We start from the raw sequence: 26,471 nt of genomic DNA on the forward strand, positions 1-26,471 counted from the left end.
TCGCGCGAAATTCACGCCATCCCGGAGCCTTGTCCCGGATCGGGCCGGGTATCACCCCAAGTATTCACACCCAGGTGGCCGTGCGAGGCCAGGCGTTCACCCCGGCGGAAGTCCGGACGCGAAGTTCAGTCGGTCTCGACCCGGCGCACTTCGTAGCCCTCGCGGTGGAGCGCGGCGATCAGCGCGTCGAGCTGCGCCGAATCGCGCGCCTCGCACTCGATCTCGGTCACCAGCCCCTTGGCGGGAAGATGCGTGAAGATGCGCTGGTGGAAGACCTCGATGATGTTCACGTTCTGCTCGTGGAACACCTTGGCGACCTTGAACAGCGCGCCCGCGCGGTCCTGCAGGCCGATGCGCAGGCGAGCGAGGCGCCCCGAACGGGCCAGGTCGCGCAGCAGCACGTTGGCGAGCAGGCGCGTGTCGATGTTGCCGCCCGACAGCACGATGCCGACCTTGCGGCCCTTGAACAGGTCGCGGTTGTCCATGAGTGCGGCCAGGCCACAGGCGCCCGCGCCCTCGACCAGCGTCTTCTCGATCTGGAGAAGCAGCGCCAGCGCGCTCTCGATCTTGGGCTCGCTCACCAGCAGGATGTCGTCGAGCAGGCCCTTCAGGGTGCGCGAGGTGAACGCGCCGGGCGAAAACACCGCGATGCCCTCGGCCAGCGTGTCGCCGCCGATCGGCAGGTTCATGCCCTTGAGGGCGTTGTACATCGAGGGGTAGAGCTGCGCCTCGACGCCGTAGATCTTCATCTCGGGCCTCAGCGCGCGCGCGGCCGTGCCCATCCCGGAACTGAGGCCGCCCCCGCCGATCGGCACGACCAGCGTGTCGAGATCGGGCACGTCTTCCAGCATCTCCAGCGCCACGGTGCCCTGCCCGGCCGCGACATGCGGATCGTCGAAGGGGTGGACGAAGGTGTAGCCGTGCTCGGCCTCCAGCTTGCGCGCGTGGGCATAGGCGTCGTCGAAACTCTCGCCTTCCAGCACCACCTTGCCGCCCACGCTCTCGGTCTGCATGACTTTCACGAGCGGAGTCGTGCGCGGCATGACGATGGTGACCGGGATGCCCAGGCGCGTGCCGTGATAGCTCAGCCCCTGCGCGTGGTTGCCGGCCGAGGCCGCGATCACGCCGCGGCTCTTGCGCTCCTCGCTCAGCTGCATGAGCGCGTTGAGCGCGCCGCGCTCCTTGTAAGATGCGGTAAACTGGTGATTTTCGAACTTGAGCCAAATATCGGCGCCGGTAATCTCGCTGAGCGTCTGGCTGCGCATCGTGGGCGTACGGACAATATTGCCCGAAATGCGCCCCGATGCCGCGCGGACATCATCGAGGGTCAGGACCGCGTCTGCGGCCGTTTCGGCAGGCTTCGATACAGGCTGTTCCATCCGGGGGCGCCTAAAGGAATTACCGGGGAATTGAAAGGCGGCAAAGGGCCGCCTATCCTCTCGACTGGGCGCAGCGCCGTCGCACGACGGTTTGCATTTGGCCAAAACACGTTAAGGACAAGGCCATGACCGAACAGATGAGTGATGCACACGCCGAGGAGCCGCAGACCGGCGCGGAGACCACGCCGGAGCGGCCTCCCGTGGACCCGCGCAAGGTCTCCTTCATCGGCCTTGGGGTGATGGGCGGCGAAATCGCGCGGCACATTGCCGAAGCGGGCCATGAACTGACGATCTACAACCGCTCCCCCGACCGGCTCAAGCGCTGGCAGGAGGAGAACCCGGGCCTCGCCTCGCGCGTCGCGGCCAACCCCGCGCACGCCGCGCTCGACGCCGATGTGGTGATCACCTGCGTGGGCAACGACGATGATCTGGCCGACGTCGTGCTCGGCCCCAATGGCGCCTTTCGCACGATGCGCAAGGGCTCGACCTTCATCGACCACACCACGGTCTCGGCGCGCATCGCCCGCCAGATCTCGGTGGAAGCGCGCGACCTCCAGATCCAGTGTGTCGACGCGCCGATGACCGGCTCGCAGATCGGCGCCGAACAGGGCACGCTCACGCTCATGTGCGGCGGGCGCGATGCGGCCATCGAGGCCGCCCGTCCTGTCATGGAGGCCTACTCCAGCCGTATCGTCCACGTCGGCAAGGCGGGCGCGGGGCAGACCGCGAAGATGGCTTGCCAGATCTGCATCGCGGGCAACATCGCGGCCCTTGCCGAAGCGGTCCGCTTCGCGCAGGCCTCCCACCTCGACATGGACAAGGTCTACGAGGCGATCTCGGGCGGCGCAGCGCAGTCTTGGCAGATGGACAACCGCTGGTCCTCGATGGACGCCGACGAATTCGACTTCGGCTTCGCCATCGACTGGATGCGCAAGGACCTGGGGCTCAGCCTTGAGGAAGGCCGGGGCCTGGGCGTCTCGCTCCCCGTCGCGGGCCTCGTTGACCAGTTCTTCGCCGAGATCCAGGCGATGGGCGGGGGACGTCTCGACACCAGTGCCATCGTCAAGCGGCTGCCGAGGAAAAGCCGTCCGTGACATTCGCTCGCCGTGCGGTTCTGACCGCGATGCTGGGAACGGCGCTTGTCGCCGTGCCCGCCGAAGCCCGCAAGAAGAAGAAGGCCGAGGAGGTCGAGAAGCCGGTCCCCGGCACGCTCATCGACAACATCAAAGGGCTCTCGCCCGACGGCAAGGGCGGGATCGAGCACTTCGACGGCTTCCTGATCGCGCCGGACGGCCACGTCGCTGAGGTCTACCACGAGGGCGAGAAGCGCCCCAAATACGCCGACTACCGCCTCGATGGCGAGGGCCAGGTGGTGGTCCCGGGCATGATCGACGCGCACACGCACGTCATGATGCTGGGCTTTTCCAAGCTGACGCTCGACCTGTCCTCCACCCACTCGCTCGACGAGGCGCTCGCCCGCATCGCGGCCTGGACCGCCGCCCACCCCGAGGCGCCCTGGATCCTGGGCACGGGCTGGAACGAGGTCGAGTGGGGCCTGGGCCGTCTACCTACCGCCGCCGAACTCGACCGCGTGACCGGCGGCAAGCCTGCCTGGCTGACCCGCATCGATGCGCACGGAGGCTGGGCCAACACCGCCGCGCTCGAAGCGGCAGGCATCACCGCCAAGACCAAGGACCCCAAGGGCGGGCGCATCGTACGCACCGCTTCGGGCGCGCCCGAGGGCGTCCTTGTCGATGCGGCGGCCAAACTGGTCGCGGCCAAGCTCCCCGCTCCGCGCCCGGAGGACCGCGACGCCGCGCTCGCCGAAGCCCAGCTCGATTTCCTCAAGAACGGGGTCACGGCGGTTGCCGACATGGGCACCAGCATCGAGGACTGGCAGGCGTTCCGCCGCGCGGGCGATACCGGGCGGCTGCGCGTGCGCATCGTCTCCTACGCCGATTCGATTGCCAACATGGAGCTGATCGGCGGGCCCGGCCCCTCGGCCTGGGTCTACGACGACCGCCTGCGCCTCAGCGGCGTGAAGCTGTTCCTCGATGGTGCGCTCGGCTCGCGCGGGGCCTGGCTCAAGCAGCCCTACGCCGACGATCCCGAAACACGCGGCCTGCCGCTCCTCTCGCAGACCCAGCTTTCCAACATGATGAGCCGCGCCGCGCTCGACCACTTCCAGGTCGCGGTCCACGCCATTGGCGACGAGGCCAACGCGGTCGTGCTCGACGCGCTCGAGGAACTGTCCTCGACCTACACCGGCGACCGGCGCTGGCGCATCGAACACGCGCAGATCCTCGATCCCGCCGACATCGCGCGCTTTGCCGCGCACGGCACCATTGCCTCAATGCAGCCCCAGCACGAGGCGAGCGACCGCACCATGGCCGAAGCGCGCCTGGGCCCTGCGCGCCTGTCCGGAGCCTATGCCTGGAAGTCGCTGGCGAACGCCGGGGCCACGCTCGCCTTTGGATCGGACACCCCGGTCGAACCCGCGCGCCCCTTCACCGGCATGGCGGTTGCCGTGACCCGGCAGGGCGCGGACGGCCAGCCCTTGGTCGGCTGGCAACCGCAGGAGACGATCTCACGCGAAGCCGCGCTCACCGCCTACACCACAGGCGCGGCCTACGCGATGTTCGCCGAGGATCGCCTGGGGCGCATCGCCAAGGGCTACCGCGCGGACTTCCTGTTCGTGGACAAGGACCCGATGACGGTCAGCCCCGAAGCCCTGCGTGACCTCACGGTCAAGGAAACCTGGATCGGCGGCCAGCAGGCCTGGGCGGCGGAAGAAAGCGCAAAGAGCGAAGAAGCGCTGCGGCCCGAAGAAGAAGACGGCCAGGAAGGGCGGTAAAAGCGAATCCGAGGGCCATCGCCCTCGGGCTCCCCAAACCGTCGACCTCAAGGCTCCCACGCTTTCGTAGCCGAGAACGGTGAGGTCGCCCATTTTGGGGTCAAGGGGCGATGGCCCCTTGAATCATTCTCCTACTCCGCCGCAGCCTCGACCGGATCATCTTGCGCGACCTTCGCATCGCGGCGTTCGGTGAACCACATGAGCAGCAGCGTGCCTTCGAAGAGGAGCAGCAGCGGCACCGCGAGGAGGACCTGCGAGATCACGTCGGGCGGGGTCGCGATCGCGGCGACCACGAAGATCCCGACGATGACGTAGCGGCGTGCGGCCACGGCCTGGACGCGGCTGACGATCCCGGCGCGGTTGAGCAGCATCAGCAGCACGGGCAGCAGGAAGCTGATGCCGAAGGCGAGGATGAACTGCATCACGAGCGAGAGGTAGTCGCCCGTCCCAGGGAGCGCCTCGAGCTTGAGCCCGCCTGCACTGCCCTGGAAGCCCAGGAAGAAGTGGAAGGCGGTGGGCATCACCACGTAGTAGGCCAGCGCCGCGCCCATCGTGAACAGGATCGGGGTGGCGATCAGGAACGGCAGGAAGGCCTTCTTTTCCTTGGCGTAGAGGCCCGGTGCGATGAAGGCCCAGATCTGGTTGGCGATCACCGGGAAGCTGAAGAAGAAGGCGGCGAAGACCGCGATCTTCACTTCCACGAAAAAGGCTTCGTAGAGCTTGGTGTAGATCAGCTTGCCCTCGCCCGCCGGGAAGGCGGCGGTCAGCGGGCGGACCAGGAAGCCGAAGATGTCGTCGGCAAAATAGAAGCAGATGCCGAAGGCAACGCCAAAGGCCAGGAACGCGCGCACCAGGCGCGCGCGCAGTTCGACGAGGTGATCGAGCAGGGGAGCCTGCGAATCGTCGATGTCGGAAATCTTGAAGGCCATGGCGCGAATGCTCGATCAGGACGCGGGGCGGGCCGGGTCGGAGGCCGGCACGGGTTGGGGCTCGGACGTGGTTTCCGGCGCAGAGACTTCGCCAGAGGGCGTGGAGGCCGGCTCGGGCGCGGGCAGCGCCTCGGGCTCTGCCGGGGCGTCACCCTCGACGTTGTTCGCCTTTTCCGCGTCGGTCTTGGCCTTGCGCGGCGCTTCCATGTCCTCGGCGGTCGGCAGCTTGGGGGCCGCCTTCATGATCGCCTCGTTCTGTTCGCGCCACTTCTGCTCCATCTCCTCGAGCTCGGCTTCGCGTACCATCGCGTCGATCCCGGCGCGGAAGTGCCCCGTAACCTTGCGCAACTTGCCGATCCAGCGGCCAGCCGTGCGCATCGCCAGGGGCATGTCCTTGGGCCCGATGACGACGACCGCCACGATGACGACCATCAGGAGTTCCGTGGCTCCGATATCCAGCATAGCCGTATCCGGCCGTCAGGCTCAGGCCTGGTCGCTCTTGGTGGTTTCGCTCGCGCTGGGCGCGGGGTCGGCCGAGGTGATCTGCGCGGGCTTGGCGTCCGACTTGGCGGGCTTGGCCTCGTCCTCGTCCTCGTTCATGCCCTGCTTGAAGCTCTTGATGCCCTTGCCGAAGTCACCCATGATTTCGGAGACCTTGCCGCGACCGAACAGCACGAGCACGATCACCAGGACAATCAGCCAGTGCCAGATCGAGAAGCTACCCATTATCCCAACTCCAAAAATACGTGCGACCGATTCCGGCCCTTCACGGGTCATCTAGGCGTTTTCCAACTAAGTTGAAAGCCTGTCATCGTTTAGACCCGGTTCGGTCGCAGGACGGTCACCTTCTTGGGTTTCCGCTGAAATTCCGGGTCGCAATGCGTCCTCTACCATAGCATCATCGACCGCTTCGAGCAGCCCCGCGGCGCGTAATTCGTCAAGTCCGGGCAATTCCTTGCGCGACGACAGTCCGAAATGCGCCAGGAATGCGTCGGTCGTGGCGTAGATCACGGGCCGGCCGGGCACTTCGCGGCGCCCCGCCGTGCGCACCCAGCCCGCCTCGATCAGCACGTCGAGCGTCCCCTTGGCGGTCTGCACGCCGCGGATCGCCTCGATCTCGGCGCGGCTGACGGGCTCATGGTAGGCCACGATGGCCAGGACCTCGGTTGCCGCGCGCGAGAGGCGGCGCACCTCCTCCTTCTCGCGGCGCAGGAGGTGGGCCAGGTCGGGTGCGGTCTCGAAGTGCCAGTGGCGCCCCCGCTCGACGAGCTGGATGCCGCGCCCCTGATAATGCGCCTGGAGCGCCCTAAGCGCCGGACGCACCTCGCCATCGCCCAAGTGCCGGGAGATCTGCTCGGCCGTCATCGGCGCCTCGGCGGCGAACAGGGTCGCCTCGACCGCGCGTTCCATATCGTCGGGCACAGGACTATCCGGCGCGCTCATGTCGACAGCGCCCGCACCTGGAGCGGCCCGAAGACGCTCTCCTGCACCAGTTCGACCTTGCCCGCCTTGGCCAGTTCGAGCGCGGCGACGAAGCTGGAGGCGAGCGCGGACTTGCGCAGCTGCGGATCGGCCCAGTCCTCCTTGCAAGGGGGCACGAATTCGCGCAGTTCCATCCAGTCGAGGGCAACGCCCACCATCGCCGAGACCCGCGCAATCGCGCTGTCGAGGCTCATCACCATGCGCTCGCGCACGAGATGGACGGCGGGCTGCGCGCGCAGCTTCACATCGCCATAGGCCCGCACGAGGTCGAGCCAGGAACACTGCCAGGCGTTGCGTTTTTCCACGCGCAGCCCCTCGGGCGCACCGCGCGGGAAAACGTCGCGCCCCAACCGGTCACGCCCCATCAGCCGGGCCGCCGCCTCGCGCATGGCGCCCAGGCGCTGGAGACGCAGTTGCAGGCGCATCGCCAGTTCCTCGGGGCTGGGATCGGGCTGTTCCTCCTTGGGGAGCAGCAAGGACGACTTGAGATAGGCGAGCCAGGCCGCCATCACGAGGTAATCCGCCGCGATTTCCAGACGCATCTCGCCCGCTGTGTCGATGTAATCGAGATAGGCATCGACGAGTTCGAGGATGGAAATGCGGCGCAGATCCACCTTCTGGCGCCGCGCGAGATCGAGCAGCAGGTCCAGCGGCCCTTCCCAGCCCTCGATCTCGATGTAGAGCGCCTGGCGCCGCTGCTCGGCGGGCGAGACCGCGTCCCACACCGCCTCGGCTTCGCCCAGCGCGATGCCGGGGTCACGTCCGACCGGTTCACGCGGGCCCGATCCGCGGGGCTCGCCGCGCGAAGGCGCAGGTTCGCCGTCCCCGGCCACGTCTCAGGCGACGCCCTGCGCCAAAAGCGCCTCGCGCCGGGCAACGAGCGCGGCGTGATCGCCAGTGCCTGCCCCTTCGGGGCAGGAGGCCATGGCTCTCTCCAGCCGCGCACGGGCTTCGGGCGTGATTGCAGGCAGTGCCTTCGCGATCCCCACCATGTCGTCCATCTTCGCCCAGCAGTTGAGCGCGATGTCGCAGCCCGCTGCAATGGCGCGCGCCGCGCGTTCGGGCACCGAGCCCGAAAGCGCCTCCATGTCGAGATCGTCGGTCAGGAGCAGCCCATCGAAGCCGATGCGCCCACGAATGATCTCCTGCACCACGAAGGGTGAGAGCGTGCCCGGATTGTCCGCGTCCCAGGCGGTGTAGCGCACGTGCGCGGTCATGCCGATGGGCGCGTGCGCCAGCGTGCGGAAGGGGCGCAGGTCCGTCTCCAGCTCCTCTGCGCTGGCGGTCACCGTGGGCAGTTCCTTGTGGCTGTCGGCCAGAGCGCGTCCGTGGCCGGGAATGTGCTTGATGCAGCCCACCACGCCCGCGCGCGCCAAGCCGTCAAGCGTCGCGCGGCCGAGCGCGGCCACGCGCATCGGATCGTGGCCGAAGGCGCGGTCACCGATGACATCGTGTGCGCCCGTCTGGCGCACGTCGAGCGAGGGGTGGCAGTCGACCGTGATGCCCGCTTGCGCAAGATCGAGCCCGAGCGCTTCGCCGTTGGCCCGCGCGGCCTCGATGGCGCTGGCGGGTGCGTGATCGTACACGCGGTCGAACACCTCGCCCGGCGGATAGGCAGGCCAGACCGGCGGCTTCATGCGCGCGACACGTCCGCCTTCCTGGTCGATGCAGATGAAGAGGTCGGCCCGTCCGTGGAGGTCGCGCAGCGCGTCGGTCAGCGCGCGCAGCTGGGCGCGGTCGGCGACATTGCGCCCGAAGAGGATGTAGCCGGCCGGATCGGCGTCGCGGAAGAAGGCGGCTTCATCCGCCGTGAGGACGTGCCCCGAAAGGCCGAAAATCGCAGGAACCATGCCGATTTATCGCCCAATCCGCGCGCGCAGGCAAGCAAGGCCCACGCACGATGTGTGGACGAGCGCGAGGCGGATACGCCGCCCCCGCCCGCCGCGATGCTCCGCTCAGTTCTTGACCTGGCAGGCCAGACCTGCGCCGCGCATGTTCGCGCAGAGCGCCCTGGCCGCCTTGAGATCGCCCGGAACCGCCTGGAGACGGTAGACCGTGCCGATGTCGGCCTGGCCCTGCACCACACGGTGGTTCATCTCGCCAAAGGGCGCGTACTGGCCTTTCAGCGTCTGCCAGCCCTTCTCCGCCCCTTCGCGCGAGGTGTAGGCGCCGACCTGGACACCCACGCCGCTCGGTGCGGCGGGCTCTTCGGCCTTGGCGGCAGGCGCGGGCTTGGGATTGGACTTGGACTGGGGCTGGGCCGCGGCGGCACTGGGCTCTTCGTCCTCCAGGCCACCGAAGCCGGGCTGCGGAAGTTCCTCCTCGGCGATCTGGGGGGTGCGCGACTCGCCTTCGGCCACCGCGAAGCTGGTGTCGCCGGTACCGCTCACGACTTCGCCGCCGGGATTCTCGGGACGGGTCTTGTAGGGTTCCTCGGGCGCCTCGATCACGCCGCCATCGGCGACGAGCTCCTCGTCCGAACGCCCGGCGAGCGCCCACAGGATACCGCCGCCCAGAAGCGCAATCGCCACGAGCGCGGCCAGCAGCAGGATCGTGGTCTGCCCCATCCCGCCGCGTTCGTCCTCATAGTCCTCATCGTCGCCTTCGAGCCAGGGCAGGCGCATCTCGCCATCGCCCAGGTCCAGCTCGCCAGCGTTCTCGGACGCAGCGGGAGCGGCCGTGCCGAAACTCGCCGCCACACCTGCAGCCGGGGCGGCGCCGGGCATGGGGAAGGGATCGTGCTCCTCGCCGAAAGTATCCGGAGCGAAGGGATCCGGACCGAAGGGGTCGGGCTCGGCACCGGGCGTCTGGGGATCGGTGCCCAGGCCATTGGCCGAGGTCCAGGCCCCTCCCGCACCTGCGCCCGGACCCAGGCCAGATCCATTTGCCGCGGACATGCCGTCCTCAGTCCTGTCCGAAGCCCCATGCGTCATAAATCACATTTCCTCCACGGCCTCGACGCCCAGAAGCGCCAGGCCGTTGCGAATGATCTGCCCCACCTGCACGGCCAGGAACAGCCGCGCGGATGTAAGGTTAACGTCCGATGCGTTAACAATCCGCTTTTCCGGACTATCGTTACCCAGGTTATAATACCCATGGAACGCGGCGGCCAGATCGTGGAGGTAGAACGCCACGCGGTGCGGTTCACGCGCGGTGGCAGCCGCCTCGATCACGCGCGGGAACTGCGCGAGCAGCTTGGCCAGCTCCAGATCGTCCTCGCCCAGCAGCGCGACGTGCTCGGCCGAAGCGACGGTGTCGAGATCGGCCTTGGCCTTGCGCAGGATCGACTGGATGCGCGCGTGGGCGTACTGGACGTAGAAGACCGGGTTGTCCTTGCTCGTCTCCACCACCTTGGCGAAGTCGAAGTCCATCTGCGCGTCGGGCTTGCGGGTGAGCATGGTGAAGCGCACCACGTCCTTGCCCACTTCCTCGACCATGTCGGCGATGGTGATGAAGTTGCCCGAACGCTTGGACATCTTGACCGGCTCGCCGTCGCGCAGCAGCTGGACCATCTGCACCAGCTTGATCTCGAAGGGAGTCGCCTCGCCTTCTGCCCCCGTCATCGCCTTGACCGCGGCCTTGATGCGCTTGACCGTCCCTGCGTGGTCCGCGCCCCAGATGTCGACGAGCGCGTCGGCACTCTGCGCCTTCTGGAAGTGATAGGCGAGGTCGGCGCCAAAGTAGGTCCAGGTCCCGTCCGACTTCTTGATCGGGCGGTCCTGATCGTCGCCGAACTGGGTCGACTTGAACAGCGGCAGCTCGACCGGCTCCCAGTCCTCGGGCGTCTTGCCCTTGGGCGCTTCGAGAACGCCGTCGTAGACAAGGCCCTTGGAACGCAGCCACGCCTCGGCCTCGTCGGGCTTGCCGCTCGCCTGCAGCTCGGCTTCCGAGCTGAACACATCGTGGCGGATGCCCAGCTGGGCAAGGTCGGCGCGGATCATGTCCATCATCGCAGCGACCGCCTTGACGCGGAACAGGGCCAGCCATTCGGCCTCGGGCGCCTCGGCGTACTGGTCGCCGAACTCTTCGGCGAGCTTCGCACCGACGGGCTTGAGGTAATCCCCCGGGTAGAGCCCCTCGGGGATCACCGCCTCGCCAAGGCCGAGCGCCTCGCGGTAGCGGATGTGCGCCGAACGGGCGAGGACCTGCACCTGCGCGCCCGCGTCGTTGACGTAGTATTCCTTGATGACCTTGTGGCCCGCGTATTCGAGCAGGGTCGCCAGCGCATCGCCGACCACCGCGCCGCGGCAGTGGCCCATGTGCATGGGGCCGGTCGGGTTGGCCGAGACGTACTCGACGTTGACCGTGCTGCCCCCGCCCAGGGTCGAGCGGCCGTAGTCGGCGCCCAGCGCGGCCATCGCGCCCAGCTCATCGATCCACGCGGCAGGTGCCAGGCGCAGGTTGATGAAGCCCGGTCCCGCGATCTCGGCAGAGGTCACCGCATCGAGCTTCGAAAGCTCGGCGACGAGCGCCTCGGCAAGGTCGCGCGGCTTCATCTTGGCAGGCTTGGCCAGGACCATCGCCGCGTTGGTGGCGAGGTCCCCGTGGGAGGGATCACGCGGCGGCTCGACCGTGATCGCGCTTCGCTTCAGTTCGCCCGGCAAGGTTCCGGCGGCTTCCAGCGCGTCGAGTGCGGTCGAAAGGTGGCCTGCAAAGGCGGCGTAAAGGGTCTGGATCGTGGTCATGATGGCGCGCGGATAGCCCAAGTTTGCGAAAAGGGGAACAGGCCGTAGCGCCCCCGATCCGCGCGCAGCCGCCCATCCCACGAAAAAAGGCAGGCATCCCGGAGGACGCCTGCCTGTTCCCTGTCTCCCGACCCGCCGGAATCAGAGGGGCAAAGGCGGGGAGAGACAGCCGGGAGACGCAGCGGCCTCCCGGTCCATGCGGCCCGGCAGGGCCGCAACAACGCATCACGCCATCACGGATTGCCGGTTGCGGCCGACTGGATGCGCTGCATGAGGGTCGTGTCGCTGCGCGAGGCGACCGCGATCTGGTTGAACTTCTCAGGGGACAGGCCCGAGCTCTGGACGGCGCCAGCCATCTTGGTCTGCTTTTCCTCGGCCGAGACCGCGGTGTCCTTCTGGATGTTCTGGATGCTGACCGCGGCGGTGGCGAACTGCTTCACCTCCTGGTCGCTGAAATCCGCGCTCGAGGCCGCTGCGCCGGGGGCCTGCTGGGGGGCAGATTGCGGTGCGCTCTGGGCCTGGACGGCACCGCCGGTTGCGACGGCGCCAAGGGCTGCGGTGCCCGCGAGGGCAAGCTTCATGCGGTTCATGTCGTTCTCCGATCGTTTTCGTCACGTTCGAGCCTCAATCTCGGCACGCGGGCCCTCGATGCAAGCGCGCACCTGACGCCGCGTGGCTCTCCAGAGACAAAACGAAGCCGTTGACAAACAGGCAACAAATTGCGCTGGCAGGCCGTTCTCCAGCCGCGACGAAAGCAGGCAGGACAAGACTCGTTCAAGGAGCCATCGCCCCGTGACCCCAGAATCGGCAACCTCCTGCGTCCCAGCAAAGGATGGGCGCGAAAGGTGAGCCAGATAGTATGGGGAGTCCGAGGGTGATAGCCCTCGGAACTCTCCTTCGGATTGGCTAAGGCGTCCGTTCCCGGCGCGACTCGCGCCCCATCCAGAGCCCTGCCCCGATGATCGTACGCAACACCCCCAGCTTCCGCGATGTATTGATCGCCACACGCGGCTCGATCCTGCCGCAGATCCTGCGTCCGCTCCTGGTGGTTCTGGCGGCCTCGCTGATAGCCGTGCTGATCGGACAGGCCGCGCCGTCCTGGCTGGCCCCGCTCCACGCGATGCCCTTCACGCTGATCGGCCTTTCGCTCTCCATCTTCATGAGCTTTCGCAACACGGTGTGCTACAACCGCTGGTGGGAAGGCCGCCAGCTGTGGGGCCGCCTGATCGTCGCCGCGCGCAGTTTCGCGCGCCAGACCGCGACGCTGGAGCGCGCGCACGCCGCCCCGCTGCTCGAAACGCTGGCGGGCTTCACCGCCGGGCTGGCCGCACGCCTGCGCGAGGAGGACGAGGTCGCCGCCATTGCCCGCCACGCCGCGCGCGACGCGGAGTGGACGGGCGCGCCCAACCCCACAGACGCCGTCCTGCGCGCGGTCGGCATGGGCTGCCGCGCACTGGCGGACGCGCGCGCGATCGATGCGATCCACTACTCGGTCCTCGAAACGCAACTGAGCGAGATGGCCTCGGTCCAGGGCGGGTGCGAGCGGATCAAGGCGACGCCGGTGCCCTTTTCCTATTCGCTGCTGCTCCACCGCACGGCCTATGCCTTCTGCCTGCTGCTGCCCTTCGCGCTGGTCCCGCAGCTGGGCCTATGGGCGCCCTTCCCGGCCTTCCTCGTCGCCTATGCCTTCTTCGGTCTCGATGCGCTGGGTGACCAGCTCAGCGACCCCTTCGGCCGCGACGAGAACGACCTGCCGCTTGCCGCCATGGTCCGCACCATCGAGCGCGACCTCCTCCACGCCGCCGGCCACCGCGACCTGCCCCCTGTCCTCGAACCGGACGGCTATGTGCTGACCTGAGCGCCCTGCCCACCTGGTGCATCCTTTCGGCCACCCCCCGGCAAAAGAAATTGTGATGAAAATCGATTAACTACTCTTTTGCCGAGACGACGCCATAGCCCGACCACGAAGATCTCATGTCGAGATTTTCCTGAATCGGGGGCTCTTCGATTGAAACGCATCGCAACGACTTTCTTCCTGGCTTCGGTATTGGCCTCCACGGCGCACGCCCAGGACACCGATATGGGGGATGCCTCCAGGTCACCCCTGGCAACGCAGGCCGCACCTGCCCTCCTTCCTGCGACCCCGGCGACGCGCAACGCCGTCCTTCGCGCGGGAACCCCCATCCAGCTCCGCCTGCTTGAAGAGATCACCACCAAGAAGAAGGTCGCCAAGGTCGGGCAGCGCTTCCAGCTGGAGGTTGCCGCCCCCGTCGAGGTCAATGGCGTCCAGGTCATTCCGGCGGGGTCTCCCGCGTGGGGCGAACTCACGAGCGTGCGGAACAAGGGCATGTGGGGCAAGTCGGGCAAGCTGGAAGCCCGGCTCCTGTACTTGCGCGTCGACGGGCGCCAGATCCGCCTGACCGGGAACTTCGATGACAAGGGCGTCACCGGAACGGCCGGGGTGGTCGGGGCCATCGCGCTCGTGCCCGTGGCCGGTTTCTTCATGACCGGGACCAGCGCCGTTCTTCCCATGGGCGGCCAGGTGGGCGGCTTCATCGACGAAGACGTCGAACTTGCCTTCGCCGCGCAGCCTGTCGCCCCCTCCAGGTTCCCATGACCCAGGGCGGCGAGACAGGTGCTGACGAACCGGCCCTGGACGCTGCGGCAGCCTCCGTCTCCTGAAACCTTTGCCCGCCGGGAGCGCCCTTGCGCGTCGCTCCCGGCACCTCCCCCTCTTCAAAACCCGCGCAAAGGCGTGTAACGGCGCGCCATGTCCCATTCCGCGCCCCCACCTGCGAATCCGAAGACCTACCGGGTCAAGAGCTTTGGCTGCCAGATGAACGTCTACGACGGCGATCGCATGGCCGAACTCCTGGCCGAGCAGGGGATCACCCCCGCGCCCGAGGGCGAGGACGCCGACCTCGTCGTCCTCAACACCTGCCACATCCGTGAAAAGGCCGCCGAAAAGGTCTATTCGGACATCGGCCGCCTGCGCCGTGAGGATGGCTCCTCGCCGCTGATCGCGGTCGCGGGCTGCGTCGCGCAGGCCGAGGGCGAAGAGATCATGGCGCGCGCCCCTGCCGTGAAGATGGTCGTCGGCCCGCAGGCCTACCACCGCCTCCCCGACATGGTGAAGGCGGCCTCAGAAGGTCGGCGCATGACCGATACGGACATGCCCGCCGAGACCAAGTTCGACGCGCTGCCCAAGCGCCGCCGCTCCGGGCCCACCGCATTCCTCACCGTGCAGGAAGGATGCGACAAGTTCTGCACCTACTGCGTGGTGCCCTATACCCGCGGCGCGGAAATCTCGCGCCCGCACGCCGACCTCATCGAGGAGGCCAAGCGCCTTGTCGAGGCCGGCGCGCGCGAGATCACGCTCCTGGGCCAGAACGTCAACGCCTGGACCGGCGCAAACGCGAAGGGGCAGAGCGTCGGGCTCGACGGCCTCATCCGCGAGCTGGCCGAGATCCCCGATCTGGCCCGCATCCGCTACACCACCAGCCACCCCAACGACATGACCCAGGGCCTGATCGAGGCGCACGGCGATGTCGCCAAGCTCATGCCCTTCCTGCACCTTCCCGTGCAGTCGGGCAGCGACCGCGTGCTCAAAGCGATGAACCGCGCGCACCAGGTCGAGAAATACCTCACGATCCTGGAAGAGGTGCGCAAGGCACGTCCCGACATCGCGCTTTCGGGCGACTTCATCGTCGGCTTCCCCGGCGAGACCGACGCCGAGTTCGAGGAAACGCTCGGGCTGGTCGATACGGTCGGCTACGCGCAGTGCTTCAGCTTCAAGTATTCGCCGCGCCCGGGCACCCCGGCCGCGACGATGGGCGAGCAGGTTCCCATGGCCGTCATGGACGAGCGCCTGAAGCGCCTGCAGACAGCGCTCAACCGCGACCAGTACGCCTTCAACACCGCCTCTGTCGGCAAGACCTGCGAGGTCCTGGTCGAGCGGCGTGGCAAGCACCCCGGCCAATGGCTGGGCAAGTCGCCTTGGCTGCAGTCGGTCCACTTCACGGGCGATGTCGCCGTGGGCGATGTCGTCACCGTCGAACTGGTCGAAGCCGGGCCCAACTCGATCGCGGGTGCGCTGAAGGTCCCGGCCTCGGCCTGACGCTGCGACCATGACCGACATGCCGAGGGGCGCCGACGCGCGCCAGCCGCTCGTGCTCGTCCCGGGCCTGTCGTGCGACGAGACCTTGTGGGCCGCGCAGGTCGAGGGGCTTGCCGATGTCGCCGCACCCATGATCGGCGACACGCTGCACGACGACACCCTGCCCGCGATGGCACGCCGAATCCTCGCCGCGGCTCCGCCGCGCTTCGCGCTCGCAGGGTTCTCGATGGGCGGCTACGTGGCGATGGAAATCTGGCGCCAGGCCCCCGAACGGATCAGCCGGATCGCCTTTCTCGACACCAGCGCGGGCGCGGACGATGCCGACGCCGCGCGGCTGCGCCAGGCCGCGATCACCACCGCGCGCAAGCGCAGCCTGGAGGCGGTGCTGCGCGGCAGCCTGCGACGGCTCGTCCATCCCGACACGGCGCGCGCCACGGCCGAAGCGGTCGTCGCAATGGCGCTTGGCGTCGGACTGGAGACCTACGCCAACCAGCAGCGCGCGATCATGGCTCGCCCCGATTCGCGCGCCGACCTTGCCCGGATCAATGTTCCAGCCCTGGTGCTGGCGGGCGCGCAGGACAAGCTGACACCGCCCGAGCGCGCGCGCGACATTGCCGCCCACACGCCCGGTGCGCGGCTCGAACTCGTGGAGCAATGCGGCCACATGGCGCCGATGGAAAAGGGCGCGGCGGTCACCGCGCACCTGCGCGACTGGCTCGCCGCCTGACGCGCCAGCTCTGGCCCCGCCTCAGGGCCCCGATTCAGGGCTGCGCGGCGGCGTCCTCGTCCTCGGGCGGATTGAGATCGTCGGGCGTGATGAGCACGGTGCCCATGCCTGCCGCCTCATCCACCCCGGCGCTCGTCGGGTTGGAGGCGTAGCGCTCTCCGTCGAACGGAACGCGGCGGATACCGGCGGCCATGCCCCCACCGGAAACCGAAACGGCAAGGTCGCGCCAGCCGTTGGTCGTGCTGTCGAGCACACCGACGGGGAGCTGCACCACCGAAAGATCGCCCACGATCCGGAAGCTGTCGCCCTCGGGCTTGAGCACGAGCAGGTTGCACCCACCCGTCCCGCACATCATTGCCCCGCTGGCGTAGGCCAGCACTTCTTCGGTGCCATCGCCATCGAGGTCCATTTTCGCGCTATTGACATGCACCACGCCCAGATCGCCGCCCAGTTCGTCCTCGACGTAGTTCTGCACGAAGGCCTCGGGATCCGCGACGAGCGCGTCGGACGCCCCCGCACTGGCTGTCGCGCTCGGCTCTCCGGCGGGCGGCGCATCGCCCTTGCAGCCCGCGAGCGCCAGAGCGAGGGCGAGCGCTGCCACGGGAACACCCTTGCGCGCGAGACCGAGACGAGCCGACGGAGCGGCGGACGAAGCCACGAGAGATTGGTTCATGTAGCTCAGGCTATCGGCCCTGTGCGGCCCGGGCAAGCGCACCCGCGCCGCGCAGGCCCCAACTCGCCGCAAAGGCGCGCCTTTTCGAGGGGGAGAAGGGAGGCATCATTTCAAGGGGCCATCGCCCCTAGCCCCCAGAATGGGCAGCCTCGCCATTCTCGGCCGCGCTAGCGCGTGAAAGGTGCGCTCGACAATTCGAGGAGCCCGAGGGCGATGGCCCTCGGATATATCTCTTCTGACGTTTTCGCCCTCTCCCTTTCGCATTCCCCAGATACAAAGCGGCCCCGGTGCTTGCTCACCGGGGCCGCCGTAGGGGACTCGCTGGAAGGGGGCAACTTACCAGAAGAAGCCGTTGTAGACGGTGAGAACACGTCCATTGCGGACGTTCACCAGGACCACGTCGTTGTTGTAGCGCACCCAGCGCGCACCGGCGCGGGGCGCCGGGAGACGATAGCGGGCGTAGTCGTTCACCCAGTAACGGCTGCCGTAATAGGCGGGCTGGAAGCGGTGCCCCACCGCAACCGGGCTGTAGCGATAGCCCGAGGGACCGCGGTAGGCCGAGCGGTGGTAGACGTTGCGGTGGCTGCGGCGGTAGTCGCGCCAGTCCTCACGCGCCTCGCGGCTCGCGCTGCGCACGTCGCGGCGCGCCTCGCGGACATCGCGGCGGTCGCCATGGCGCTCGGCCTGGCGCAGGTCACGGCGCGCCTCGCGCAGGTCGCGCTGGCTTTCGCGCGCCTCGCGGTAGCTCTGGGCCGAGGCCATCGTCGGCACCGCCAGGGTGGGAACGGCAACGCTGGCGGCAAGGGCCATCAGGATGAACTTACGCATGAAAAAACTCCTTCAACATGCAGCCGGGGTGGCGGTCTGTGCATTCAGGTTTTACCCACCCTAAATGAACGAAGCAGGAGCGCGCCGTACACCTCCCGCTCAGCAGTGTCGCAGCGCTGCGACAGGTCCCGGGAAACCCGCGCAAATGCGTGGGATCGCCCGCCAGATTGAAACAGCAACCCTCTGAAAATAATTCCAGTATCCGATAGATTGCACGGCTTGGGCGATGCCCCGTGCGGGCTTTCCGGGCCGATTCTTTTCCACCGCCAACGCCCCTGCGATCCACCCCCCTCTTGCAAGCGGGCGCGCACAGGGCCATCTTTCGCCTTGGAAGCAAACCATCCTCATCAGAAAGGAACGCATGGCCCGTAAAGCAGCCCGCGCCGACAACGATACGGTGCACCTGAGGCCCGACACCCACCGTCGCGCCCGTGTCGAAGTGGAATTCGACGAACCCACGCTGCTGGGGGCCTTGTTCGGACAGTTCGATTCCAATCTCGTGCAGGTGGAGAACCGCCTCGGCGTCTACATCGCCGCGCGCGGCAACAAGATCCAGATCGAGGGCCCCGAAGACGCCGTCGCCCGCGCGCGCGAAACGGTGACGGGCATGTACCGGCAGCTTGAACAGGGCCACCAGGAGCTTGATTCGGGCGCGATCGAGGCGCTCATCTCGATGTCGGCCGAACCCACTCTCGATGGCATCATCACCGGCGATGCCGACAACGGCGGCAAGGGCCCGCCGATCATGATCCGCACCCGGCGCAAGACCATCGTGCCGCGCTCGACCACCCAGATCGAGTACATGCGCGCGCTCGCCAAGTCGGACGTCATCTTCGCGCTCGGCCCGGCGGGCACGGGCAAGACGTACCTCGCGGTCGCGCAGGCCGTCTCGCAGCTGATGACCGGCTCGGTCCAGCGCCTGATCCTCTCGCGCCCCGCGGTCGAGGCGGGCGAGAAGCTGGGCTTCCTGCCCGGCGACATGAAGGACAAGGTCGATCCCTACCTGCGCCCGCTCTACGACGCGCTCTATGACTGCATGCCGCCCGAGCAGGTGGAACGCCGCCTCGCCAGCGGCGAGATCGAGATCGCGCCGATCGCCTTCATGCGCGGACGCACGCTGGCCGATGCCTTCGTCATCCTCGACGAGGCGCAGAACACCACGCGCGAACAGATGAAGATGTTCCTCACCCGCTTCGGCCAGAACAGCCGGATGGTGGTGTGCGGTGACCCCAAGCAGGTCGACATTCCCGGTGGCGACCGCATGTCGGGCCTTGCCGATGCCGTGACCAAGCTCGAAGGCGTGGACGGGATTGCCGTCACCCGCTTCTCCGCCGCCGACGTTGTGCGCCATCCCATCGTGGGCCGCATCGTCGAAGCCTACGAGGGCCCGCTTTCGCAGTACGACGAGGGCTAAGAAGGGAAGGAAGACACGATTCAAGGGGTCATCCCCCTTGACCCCAGAATGGGCGACCTCACCGTCCTTCGCCAACGCAGCGCGACAAGGGTGAGCCAGACAGTCTGGGGAGCCCGAGGGCGATGGCCCTCGGAAGGTCTCTTCCTTGCTCCCTGCCAGGCGCCCTTGCAGTTTGCGCACAGACCTTTCGGCCTGGATTATTGCCTTGCGCTTTGTGACCTCAACGTGACGCGCGCCCTGCAATATCGATTGCAAAAAGGGCCGAATTCCCGCTTTTCCCCGCTCGACCCGGACGCATTGGAGCGCTAAGGGGCGGCGATGGAACTCGAGATCGACATCGAAGCCCCCTGGCCCGGCGACACCGATTGGGTGGACCTGGCCGAACGGGCGCTCGAGGCGCTCGTCCAGGTGGCTCCCGAACTGGGGCACGAACGGCTGCTTACCAGCGTTCTGTTCACCTCGGATTCGCAGGTGCACACGCTCAACCGCGAGTGGCGCGCCAAGGACAAGCCCACCAACGTTCTTTCCTTCCCCATGCTGGAACGTGTCGAACTGTTGAATTTACAGCAAGACGGCCCGCCCGAAATGCTGGGTGACATCGCTCTCGCCGCGGAGACCTGCGCGCGCGAAGCAAGCGAGAAAAACGTTTCTATTCAGGAACATGCAACACACCTCCTGATCCACGGCCTGCTGCACCTGGCGGGCCTCGACCATGAGATTTCCGACGCCGATGCCGAGGCCATGGAGGCGCTCGAAACAAAGGCACTTGCGATTCTTGCCATTGCCGACCCATATGGGGACCGCAACTAACCTTCGAGGGATACCCAATCACGATGGCCGAAAATGGCCGCCACACCGACCCAGGAGACGGGGACAGTACCGGCACGCTCTGGCGTGCATTCCGCAAACTGTTCCAGGGGGACGCCGACCAGTCGCTGCGCGCGCAGCTGGAAGACGTCATCAACAACCATGAGGGCGAGACCGACGCAAACGGAGCGCCCAGCGGCGACCTGTCGCCGCTCGAGCGCCAGATGCTGCGCAACCTCCTCCACTTTTCCGAGCACGATGCCGACGACATCGCGATCCCGCGCGGCGAGATCGTGGCGATTGCCGCCTCGGCCAGCTTTGACGAAGTGGTCGAGGCCTTTGCCGAGCACGGCCATTCGCGCCTGCCGGTCTATGGCGAATCGCTCGATGACGTGAAGGGCATGATCCACATCAAGGACGTGTTCCCGATCCTCGCGCGCGGGGAGCCGGCCCCGGCCGACTGGACCAGCCTGCTGCGCCGGCCGCTGTTCGTGCCCCAGTCGCGCGGCGCGCTCGACGTGCTGGCCGACATGCGCGCCCAGCGCGTGCACCTCGCCGTCGTCATCGACGAGTACACCGGCACCGACGGCATCATCACCATCGAGGACCTCGTCGAGGAAATCGTCGGCGATATCGAGGACGAGCACGACGAGGCCGCCGAGGAGTGGCTGGTGCCGCTCGAGAACGGGGTCTGGGACGCAGATTCGCGCGCCGAGCTTGAGGATGTGGCCGAGCGCATCGACCCGCGCCTTGCCGAGATCGAGGAAGCCGTGGATACTCTGGGCGGCCTGGCTTTCGTCCTCGCCGAGCAGGTCCCCCAGGTCGGCACGATCCTGGAGCACGACAGCGGCTGGCGCATAGAAATTACCGACGGCAACGAGCGGCACGTCACGAGGCTTCGCCTCCACCCGCCTCTCGAAGAGCCCGTCCGAGAGGAAGACTGAGAGTACCCATGCACACCGGCGCACTCCCGCGCGCGGTGAACCGAAGCGAAAAGACCAGAGACATTGCCCGTACGTCGACTTCCCCCACTGCGCGCGCTTGAAGCGTTCGTCCGCGTCGTCCGCCTAGGTTCCGCCAAGGCCGCCGCGAACGAGCTCGCGCTCAGTCCGTCCGCCCTCTCCCGCCGTGTCGCCGCTCTCGAGGACTTCACCGGCAAGCGTTTGTTCACCCGTCAGCACCAGGCTATGAAGCTGACCGACGAAGGCCAGGCCTTCTACAACGTCGTCGGCCCCAAGCTCGAGGAGCTGGCCGAGGCGGTGGAATCGCAGATCGACCGCGGCCAGGTCCTGCGCCTGCACCTGGGCGTCCCCTCGCTGTTCGGTGGCCAGCGCCTGTTCCCGCGCCTGCCCGAGCTGCGCAAGCTGCACCCGCGCCTGCACATCGACATCGACACCGGCACGCACCTCGAAGCGCGCGTGGGCGACACGCTCGACGCCGCGGTGATCTTGGCCAAGGAACCCGACCCGGCCTTCTACCGTGTCCAGCTTGACCACAACAAGGTCTATGGCATCGTCTCGCGCGAGATGGCCAACGACCTGGGACCGCGCCCGGACAAGGACAAGCTCTCCAAACAGACCTTCCTGATCCACCAGGATCTGCCCGACAGCCTCGATGCGTGGAAGAAGGCGATCGGCCTGCCCGATCTGGAGCCCGCCTCGGTCGACAAGTTCGACTCCGGCCAGCTCGTGCTCGAAGCCGCCGCGCAGGGGCTGGGCATCGCGATCATGCACGATGATCACTTCCGCCGCTCGAACGACGGCCGCCTCGCGCGCCTCTACGACATCGACGTGGAAAGCCCCTACCGCTACTGGTTCGTGTGCCGCCCCAAGGCGCTCGAAACGCGTCCCGTGCGCATGTTCCACGAGTGGCTGCAGCAGGCTGGCCTCTAAGACTTCCGGGCCAAGGCCCGAACACCGCAAGCCCCCCCCTTACGTCCGTCAGGCCGGATCAGCGCGATCCGGCCCGTCGGTCTATCCCTCGCCGCAAGCGCCCGTCTTGCCCAGCGCGCCCAGCGCCACCAGAGCCGGGGCAAGCAGGAACCCGGTGACAAATCCGCCCAGATGGGCCTCCCAGGCGAGCCCCGAGGCGGCCTCGAAGAGCACCGGCACCCCGCCCAGCGCGCAGACCGCCCAGAACTGGGTCCGCGCCATGGCCAGCACCTCGCGCCCCATCGCCACCGAGCAGACCTCGCCCACGCCCGCGGTCATCGCCTTGTGCCGGGCGAGAAAGCCGATCAGCCCGAACACCACGCCCGAGGCCCCCAGCAGGCCCTCGCCTCCCGCGCGGTGGAGCGCAAGATAGGCCAGCCCCCCGGCCAGCCCGCTGGCCTCGAACAGCAGGCCAAGGCGCAGCCAGGCGCACAGCCCCCCGCCCAGCCGGTGCACCGCCAGCGCGGCCAGCGGCACGAAGGCAAAGGCCGTGATCGCAAGGTGCAGCGCGGAGGCATGGGCGAACATGTGCATCTGCAGCGTGGCGAGGTGCCCCTCCCCGAGCGCCTCGCGCGAGACCCGCCAGGCCAGCATCCGGTCGGTGTCGAACAGGCGTACGACGAAGACGTAAGCCATGAAGCCCAGCAGCGCCCAACCGGGCGCATAGTCCTGCCAGGGAATCACGGGACCAGGGCGCTCCTCCCGCCCGGCCCCGCAATCCTCTGCGCGTATGTGCACCGCCACCCGTTCGCTGCTCATCACACCCTCCATCAAGGGGCGAGGATACCAAGCGATTCGCCGCAAGGGGTGTGTTCTGGATCACGCCCACGAAAAAAGGGCGCCCCCTCAAGAGGAAGCGCCCTTTTTCAGCGTATCCGCCCCCCACATGGGGCGCGGATGCGGCCCGCACTCTTACGAGAGCGCGGCCTTCACGATCTTGCCCGGCTCGCGCGGCGGCTCGCCCTTGGGCAGCGCGTCGACGTGATCCATGCCTTCGACCACTTCACCCCAGACGGTGTACTGCTTGTCGAGGAAGCGCGCATCGTCGAAGCAGATGAAGAACTGGCTGTTGGCCGAGTGCGGGTAGCTGGTGCGGGCCATCGAGCACACGCCGCGCACGTGCGGTTCGGCGCTGAATTCCGCCTGCAGGTCGGGCTTGTCCGAACCGCCCATGCCGGTGCCGTTGGGGCAGCCGCCCTGCGCCATGAAGCCGGGGATCACGCGGTGGAAGAGGATACCGTCGTAGAAACCTTCCGAGGTCAGCTCCTTGATGCGCTCGACGTGACCGGGGGCCAGGTCGGGGCGCAGCTTGATCTTGACGTCGCCGCCTTCGCCGTTGCCGGTGTCGAGCGTGAAGGTGAGAAATTCATCAGCCATCGAAAACTCCTGTCGCCGCGCGGATGCGGGCCGTTAGGTGGGCTGGCAGGCCGCGCGGGGGCGGGCGCCATGTGAACCGGCCCCCGATATAGGCGATGGTGCGCCGTTGTCACGTTCCGCGCGGCCAGCGTGCACGAAATTCATCCGCGCCGGGGGGAACTGTTGCAATTGCGAAATTGCCGCGTAGACCCGCCCCATGAGCGATACGGATCTCAAGGACGAACGCATCGAGGACGCGGATCTGCGCGACGAGAGCCTTGCTGCGTCCGAATTTCCCGAGGATCCGGACGGTGAGCCTGAAACCGAGAGCGAAAGCCTCGACGAGGACAACCGCCTCAAGGCCGATTACGTCCGCGCGGTCAAGGACGCCTTGTGGGAGGAAGACTTCGACCGCGTCTACGAACTGGTCGAACCGCTCCACCCCGCCGACATCGCCGACCTGTTCGAGCTGGTCGATGCCGACGAGCGCCCGGTGCTGGCGCGCTCGATCCGCGACCTCATGGGCGTGGAGGTCATCGCCGAGCTGAACGACTGGGTGCGCGAGCTCCTCGTCGAGACGCTGCCCGCCGAAGTGGTCGCGGGCTTTGCCGGCGAGCTCGACACCGACGATGCCGTCGCGATGCTGGAGGACCTCGACGAGGACAACCAGCGCGCGGTCCTGGCCGAGATGGAGCCGGAAGACCGCGCGGCCATCGAATCGGCGCTGTCCTACCCCGACGAATCCGCCGGGCGCATGATGAGCCGCGAGTTCGTGGCCGTGCCCGAGACGATGACGGTGGGCGACCTCATCGATTTCCTGCGCGAACACCGCGAACTGCCGACCGAGTTCTGGGAAGTGTTCATCGTCGATCCGATGCACCGCCCGATCGGCACCTGCGTCCTGTCCTGGATCCTGCGCTGCCCGCGCAACATCCCGCTCTACGACGTGATGAAGCGCGAGCAGACGCTGATCCCGGTCGACATGGACCAGGAAGAGGTCGCGCTGCGCTTCCAGAAGTACGCGCTGATCTCGGCCGCGGTGGTCGACACCTCGGGCCGCCTGATCGGCCAGATCACGGTCGACGACGTGGTCCACATCATTTCCGAGGAAGCGGGCGAGGACGCCCTGCTCCTCTCCGGCGCGGGCGACGGCGACATCAACGAGCCGATCCGCGATGCCTGGTCGGGGCGCGTGCGCTGGCTGATCGCGAACCTGCTCACCGCCACGCTCGCCTCGGCGGTCATCGCCATGTTCGAGGACACCATCGCGGCCATGGTCGCGCTCGCCACGCTCATGCCGATCGTGGCGGGGCTGGGTGGCAACGCAGGCACGCAGACGCTGGCCGTCACCGTGCGCGCGCTCGCGATGAACCAGCTTACCCCGAGTAACGCCTGGCGCGCGGTCCGGCGCGAGATGTCCATCGCGCTTCTGAATGGCGGCACGGTCGCCGTCATCATCGGCCTCGCGGTCTCGCTGATCTTCGGCAATCCTATGCTGGGCGGAGTGATCGCCGCGGCCATGATGACCAACATCGTGATCGCGGGAATGGCGGGCGTGCTGATCCCGCTCGCGCTCGAACGCCTCAACGCCGACCCGGCGATCTCGTCCTCGGTCTTCGTGACGATGACGACCGATTCGATGGGCTTCCTCGTCTTCCTGGGCCTGGCCACGATGTCCGGGCTGGTGGGCTGAGCGCACACGCAAGAACCGTGTTGGCGTTCGCGCCCATCCTCCCTATCTAGCCTGTGATGCCGCTGCACATGACGAAGATTGCCTTTGCCGCCCAGAGCCCCGCCGACCTGCGCGCCTGGCTGGAAAGCCACGCGCCCTTCGGCGAGGCGCGCCTCACCACCCGCTACGTGCCCAAGCGGCAGGAGGAGATGGTGGGCGGATCGCTCTACTGGATCTTCGAGCACGCGCTCATCGGACGCTCGCCGATCCTGGGCTTTGAACAACGCGAGAGCGACGGGCGCTGGCACATCCGCCTCGAACCGCGCCTGATCCCGGTCGTCACCAAGCCCAAGCGCGCCCACCAGGGCTGGCGCTACCTCAAGGACGAGGACGCCCCGCGCGACCTCACCGACGGCGAGGACAGCGGCGACATCATGCCCCCCAAGCTGGCGCGCGAGCTGATGAAGTTGGGGCTGGTTTAAGGCGTCGTCGAACATCGGAAAGCCGGGTTTCAAGACGAAATGAGGACGTCAGAAGGATGATTCCGAGGGCCATTGCCCTCGGGCTCCCCATACCGTCGACCTCACCTCTCACCAGCTGCGTGGGCCGAGAATGGTGAGGTCGCCCATTTGGGGGTCAAGGGGCGATGGCCCCTTGAATCATCACTTCTTCCCTTACGTCACCGGCCCGCGATCCAGCCACCACTTGAGCAGGACATAGGCCACCGCGCTCTGCGACGGGGCGTCGAAGGCGAGGCCCGCCTCGCCCCGCTCGGTCTTGGCCGCAACGGCTTCCTCGACTTCGGCGCGGGTGAACCAGCGCACGTCGTCGAGTTCGGTCTCGTCCATGGTGATGGCATCGTCCTTGGCCACCGCGTGGCAGGCGATCATCAGCGAGGACGGGAAGGGCCAGGGCTGGCTGGCGATGTAGGTCACGTCATGGACGCGCACGCCCGCTTCCTCGAAAACCTCGCGGGCAACCGCCTCTTCCACTGTCTCGCCCGGCTCCACGAACCCGGCGAGCGCGGAGTAGCGCCCTTCGGGAAAGCGCGGCTGGCGCCCCAGGAGCAGCCGGTCCTCATGCTCGACCGACATGATCGTGACCGGATCGACGCGCGGGAAATGGGGCACGCCGCACGTGGCCGAGGTGCAGGTGCGCTGCCAGCCGCCCTTGTCGAGCACGGTTTCGCTGCCGCACTGCGCGCAGAAGCGGTGCCGCGCGTGCCAGCCGACGAGCGCGCGCGCGCCGCCGTAGATCGCCAGTTCCTCGTGGGAGAGCACCGCCATCGCGCTCCAGCTGGCGGGCCCGGCGTGCGGGGTCTCGCCCGGCTTGACCACGGGGACGGGCGCGAAGCAGGCGCGGCGCTCCGTGCCTTCACCGTCGAGGCCCAGAAACACCAGTTCAGCCTCGGGCGACACGGCATCGAGATCGCCCCAGCGCAGCGTGTCCTGCGAGGTCAGCACCGGGTCGAGCCCGTCGAGCAGGAGCACCCGCGCGCCGGGCCCACGCAGTTGCGCCAGCGCCTCGGGACTGGTGCGGATGTGATCGGCCCGGTCGAGCGGCGATCCAGCGTAGGAAATCGGCGCGATCGGGACGGTGGCAGGACGGGCGGGCATG

Annotated in this window: 27 protein-coding genes; 12 read left to right on the top strand and 15 right to left on the bottom strand. The window is 67.6% G+C overall.

Features of this window, described 5'->3' with window-relative positions; genetic code table 11:
- Positions 1 to 125 precede the first annotated feature (125 nt).
- Positions 126 to 1,379, bottom strand: coding sequence for a threonine ammonia-lyase (locus HT578_RS11525; RefSeq protein ID WP_039390375.1), 1,254 nt, complete (start codon positions 1,377 to 1,379; stop codon positions 126 to 128).
- Positions 1,380 to 1,504: 125 nt separating this feature from the next.
- Here HT578_RS11525 and HT578_RS11530 point away from each other — a divergent pair, with 125 nt between their 5' ends.
- Both HT578_RS11530 and HT578_RS11535 read left to right on the top strand, forming a co-directional pair.
- Positions 1,505 to 2,473, top strand: coding sequence for an NAD(P)-dependent oxidoreductase (locus tag HT578_RS11530; RefSeq protein ID WP_277884171.1), 969 nt, complete (start codon positions 1,505 to 1,507; stop codon positions 2,471 to 2,473).
- 29 nt (positions 2,474 to 2,502) lie between these two features.
- The gene (locus HT578_RS11535; protein ID WP_213504271.1) at positions 2,503 to 4,233 is read left to right on the top strand and encodes an amidohydrolase; all 1,731 of its coding nucleotides are present in this window, start codon (positions 2,503 to 2,505) and stop codon (positions 4,231 to 4,233) included.
- 131 nt (positions 4,234 to 4,364) lie between these two features.
- On the opposite strand, the gene tatC is transcribed toward HT578_RS11535, so the two are convergent.
- The 9 genes from tatC to HT578_RS11580 form a co-directional block, all read right to left on the bottom strand.
- On the bottom strand, positions 4,365 to 5,162 hold the full coding sequence (tatC, locus tag HT578_RS11540; RefSeq protein ID WP_039390374.1) for a twin-arginine translocase subunit TatC: 798 nt from the start codon (positions 5,160 to 5,162) through the stop codon (positions 4,365 to 4,367).
- Positions 5,163 to 5,177: 15 nt separating this feature from the next.
- Complete coding sequence (gene tatB, locus HT578_RS11545) at positions 5,178 to 5,624, bottom strand: Sec-independent protein translocase protein TatB (protein WP_039390372.1); 447 nt, start codon at positions 5,622 to 5,624, stop codon at positions 5,178 to 5,180.
- A 21-nt stretch (positions 5,625 to 5,645) separates the two neighbouring features.
- Positions 5,646 to 5,888 (bottom strand): twin-arginine translocase TatA/TatE family subunit, encoded by a 243-nt coding sequence (locus HT578_RS11550; protein ID WP_039390370.1) that lies wholly within the window; start codon positions 5,886 to 5,888, stop codon positions 5,646 to 5,648.
- 66 nt (positions 5,889 to 5,954) lie between these two features.
- Positions 5,955 to 6,605, bottom strand: a complete 651-nt coding sequence (gene scpB, locus HT578_RS11555; protein WP_213499571.1) for an SMC-Scp complex subunit ScpB — start codon at positions 6,603 to 6,605, stop codon at positions 5,955 to 5,957.
- Complete coding sequence (locus HT578_RS11560) at positions 6,602 to 7,387, bottom strand: segregation and condensation protein A (RefSeq protein WP_239026613.1); 786 nt, start codon at positions 7,385 to 7,387, stop codon at positions 6,602 to 6,604. The genes scpB and HT578_RS11560 overlap by 4 nt, the downstream gene beginning before the upstream one ends.
- A 93-nt stretch (positions 7,388 to 7,480) precedes the next feature.
- A complete protein-coding gene (gene nagZ, locus HT578_RS11565) occupies positions 7,481 to 8,494 on the bottom strand; it encodes a beta-N-acetylhexosaminidase (protein WP_213499573.1) in 1,014 nt (337 codons plus the stop codon).
- 105 nt (positions 8,495 to 8,599) lie between these two features.
- Complete coding sequence (locus HT578_RS11570; RefSeq protein WP_239026254.1) at positions 8,600 to 9,541, bottom strand: SPOR domain-containing protein; 942 nt, start codon at positions 9,539 to 9,541, stop codon at positions 8,600 to 8,602.
- Positions 9,542 to 9,580: 39 nt separating this feature from the next.
- Entirely contained in the window at positions 9,581 to 11,329 is a 1,749-nt protein-coding gene (argS, locus tag HT578_RS11575) for an arginine--tRNA ligase (RefSeq protein ID WP_213499574.1), read from the bottom strand.
- A 233-nt stretch (positions 11,330 to 11,562) separates the two neighbouring features.
- Complete coding sequence (locus HT578_RS11580) at positions 11,563 to 11,919, bottom strand: DUF4168 domain-containing protein (protein WP_052322153.1); 357 nt, start codon at positions 11,917 to 11,919, stop codon at positions 11,563 to 11,565.
- A 368-nt stretch (positions 11,920 to 12,287) separates the two neighbouring features.
- Between HT578_RS11580 and HT578_RS11585 the strand changes: the two genes are divergently transcribed.
- From HT578_RS11585 to HT578_RS11600, 4 genes are all read left to right on the top strand, one after another.
- The gene (locus HT578_RS11585; protein WP_213499576.1) at positions 12,288 to 13,187 is read left to right on the top strand and encodes a bestrophin family protein; all 900 of its coding nucleotides are present in this window, start codon (positions 12,288 to 12,290) and stop codon (positions 13,185 to 13,187) included.
- A gap of 150 nt (positions 13,188 to 13,337) precedes the next feature.
- Complete coding sequence (locus tag HT578_RS11590; RefSeq protein WP_239026255.1) at positions 13,338 to 13,946, top strand: hypothetical protein; 609 nt, start codon at positions 13,338 to 13,340, stop codon at positions 13,944 to 13,946.
- 153 nt (positions 13,947 to 14,099) lie between these two features.
- Positions 14,100 to 15,446 carry a tRNA (N6-isopentenyl adenosine(37)-C2)-methylthiotransferase MiaB gene (miaB, locus tag HT578_RS11595; RefSeq protein WP_213499578.1) on the top strand — a complete coding sequence of 449 codons (1,347 nt, stop codon included), beginning with the start codon at positions 14,100 to 14,102 and terminating at the stop codon, positions 15,444 to 15,446.
- 10 nt (positions 15,447 to 15,456) lie between these two features.
- A complete protein-coding gene (locus HT578_RS11600; RefSeq protein WP_239026256.1) occupies positions 15,457 to 16,173 on the top strand; it encodes an alpha/beta fold hydrolase in 717 nt (238 codons plus the stop codon).
- A 34-nt stretch (positions 16,174 to 16,207) separates the two neighbouring features.
- Here HT578_RS11600 and HT578_RS11605 read toward each other — a convergent pair whose 3' ends face one another.
- Entirely contained in the window at positions 16,208 to 16,774 is a 567-nt protein-coding gene (locus tag HT578_RS11605) for a hypothetical protein (RefSeq protein ID WP_213499580.1), read from the bottom strand.
- Between the two features lie 408 nt (positions 16,775 to 17,182).
- Positions 17,183 to 17,674: an RcnB family protein gene (locus HT578_RS11610; RefSeq protein ID WP_213499582.1), complete on the bottom strand. Its 492-nt coding sequence runs from the start codon at positions 17,672 to 17,674 to the stop codon at positions 17,183 to 17,185.
- A 361-nt stretch (positions 17,675 to 18,035) separates the two neighbouring features.
- On the opposite strand from HT578_RS11610, the gene HT578_RS11615 reads away from it, so the two are divergent.
- The 4 genes from HT578_RS11615 to HT578_RS11630 all read left to right on the top strand — a co-directional run bounded on the left by HT578_RS11615 (position 18,036) and on the right by HT578_RS11630 (position 21,787).
- Entirely contained in the window at positions 18,036 to 19,088 is a 1,053-nt protein-coding gene (locus HT578_RS11615; protein ID WP_213499584.1) for a PhoH family protein, read from the top strand.
- Between the two features lie 318 nt (positions 19,089 to 19,406).
- The gene (gene ybeY, locus HT578_RS11620) at positions 19,407 to 19,898 is read left to right on the top strand and encodes an rRNA maturation RNase YbeY (protein ID WP_039390360.1); all 492 of its coding nucleotides are present in this window, start codon (positions 19,407 to 19,409) and stop codon (positions 19,896 to 19,898) included.
- Positions 19,899 to 19,921: 23 nt separating this feature from the next.
- Positions 19,922 to 20,839: a hemolysin family protein gene (locus HT578_RS11625; protein ID WP_039390358.1), complete on the top strand. Its 918-nt coding sequence runs from the start codon at positions 19,922 to 19,924 to the stop codon at positions 20,837 to 20,839.
- A 63-nt stretch (positions 20,840 to 20,902) separates the two neighbouring features.
- Positions 20,903 to 21,787 carry a LysR substrate-binding domain-containing protein gene (locus tag HT578_RS11630; RefSeq protein ID WP_052322151.1) on the top strand — a complete coding sequence of 295 codons (885 nt, stop codon included), beginning with the start codon at positions 20,903 to 20,905 and terminating at the stop codon, positions 21,785 to 21,787.
- Between the two features lie 81 nt (positions 21,788 to 21,868).
- On the opposite strand, the gene HT578_RS11635 is transcribed toward HT578_RS11630, so the two are convergent.
- Entirely contained in the window at positions 21,869 to 22,585 is a 717-nt protein-coding gene (locus HT578_RS11635) for a rhomboid family intramembrane serine protease (RefSeq protein ID WP_213499586.1), read from the bottom strand.
- Positions 22,586 to 22,738: 153 nt separating this feature from the next.
- Positions 22,739 to 23,203, bottom strand: a complete 465-nt coding sequence (locus HT578_RS11640) for a peptidylprolyl isomerase (protein ID WP_039390356.1) — start codon at positions 23,201 to 23,203, stop codon at positions 22,739 to 22,741.
- A 196-nt stretch (positions 23,204 to 23,399) separates the two neighbouring features.
- Between HT578_RS11640 and mgtE the strand changes: the two genes are divergently transcribed.
- Together mgtE and HT578_RS11650 are read left to right on the top strand one after the other, a co-directional pair.
- Complete coding sequence (gene mgtE, locus HT578_RS11645) at positions 23,400 to 24,875, top strand: magnesium transporter (RefSeq protein WP_213499587.1); 1,476 nt, start codon at positions 23,400 to 23,402, stop codon at positions 24,873 to 24,875.
- Positions 24,876 to 24,931: 56 nt separating this feature from the next.
- Entirely contained in the window at positions 24,932 to 25,336 is a 405-nt protein-coding gene (locus HT578_RS11650; protein ID WP_039390352.1) for a DUF1489 family protein, read from the top strand.
- 192 nt (positions 25,337 to 25,528) lie between these two features.
- Here HT578_RS11650 and nudC read toward each other — a convergent pair whose 3' ends face one another.
- Entirely contained in the window at positions 25,529 to 26,470 is a 942-nt protein-coding gene (gene nudC / locus HT578_RS11655) for an NAD(+) diphosphatase (protein ID WP_213499588.1), read from the bottom strand.
- Position 26,471: the final 1 nt, after the last annotated feature.

Source organism: Novosphingobium decolorationis (genome assembly GCF_018417475.1).
Lineage (GTDB): Bacteria > Pseudomonadota > Alphaproteobacteria > Sphingomonadales > Sphingomonadaceae > Novosphingobium > Novosphingobium decolorationis.